Source organism: Actimicrobium antarcticum (assembly GCF_039536745.1).
GTDB classification, from domain to species: Bacteria; Pseudomonadota; Gammaproteobacteria; order Burkholderiales; family Burkholderiaceae_D; genus Actimicrobium; species Actimicrobium antarcticum.
In genome coordinates, this window is sequence record NZ_BAAAZE010000021.1 from 1 (window position 1) to 1227 (window position 1227).

General features: G+C 51.9%; 1 rRNA gene. It reads right to left on the reverse strand.

The annotated features are described in order from the left end of the window. A 23S ribosomal RNA gene (locus ABD720_RS19265) occupies positions 1–1227 on the reverse strand; the annotation flags it as partial.

The following is a 1227-nucleotide window of genomic DNA, read 5'->3' on the forward strand; positions in this document are numbered from 1 at the left end:
CACACCCAGCCTATCAACGTCCTGGTCTCGAACGACCCTTCAAAGGAATCAAGTTCCTGGGAAATCTCATCTCAAGGCAAGTTTCCCGCTTAGATGCTTTCAGCGGTTATCTCTTCCGAACTTAGCTACCCGGCAATGCCACTGGCGTGACAACCGGTACACCAGAGGTTCGTCCACTCCGGTCCTCTCGTACTAGGAGCAGCCCCCTTCAAATTTCCAACGCCCACGGCAGATAGGGACCAAACTGTCTCACGACGTTTTAAACCCAGCTCACGTACCACTTTAAATGGCGAACAGCCATACCCTTGGGACCGGCTACAGCCCCAGGATGTGATGAGCCGACATCGAGGTGCCAAACTCCCCCGTCGATATGAACTCTTGGGAGGAATCAGCCTGTTATCCCCAGAGTACCTTTTATCCGTTGAGCGATGGCCCTTCCATACAGAACCACCGGATCACTATGTCCTACTTTCGTACCTGCTCGACTTGTCAGTCTCGCAGTTAAGCACGCTTATGCCATTGCACTATCATCACGATGTCCGACCGTAATTAGCGTACCTTCGAACTCCTCCGTTACACTTTGGGAGGAGACCGCCCCAGTCAAACTGCCTACCATGCACTGTCCCCGATCCGGATAACGGACCAAGGTTAGAACCTCAAACAAACCAGGGTGGTATTTCAAGGTTGGCTCCACGAGAACTAGCGTCCCCGCTTCAAAGCCTCCCACCTATCCTACACAGATTGGTTCAAAGTCCAATGCAAAGCTACAGTAAAGGTTCATGGGGTCTTTCCGTCTAGCCGCGGGTAGATTGCATCATCACAAACATTTCAACTTCGCTGAGTCTCGGGAGGAGACAGTGTGGCCATCGTTACGCCATTCGTGCAGGTCGGAACTTACCCGACAAGGAATTTCGCTACCTTAGGACCGTTATAGTTACGGCCGCCGTTTACTGGGACTTCAATCAAGAGCTTGCACCCCATCATTTAATCTTCCAGCACCGGGCAGGCGTCACACCCTATACGTCCACTTTCGTGTTTGCAGAGTGCTGTGTTTTTATTAAACAGTCGCAGCCACCAGTTTATTGCAACCCTTTCGTCCTTCTCCCGCAGGGGAGTCAAACTACAAGGGCGATCCTTATCCCGAAGTTACGGATCCAATTTGCCGAGTTCCTTCTCCCGAGTTCTCTCAAGCGCCTTAGAATACTCATCTCGCCCACCTGTGTCGGT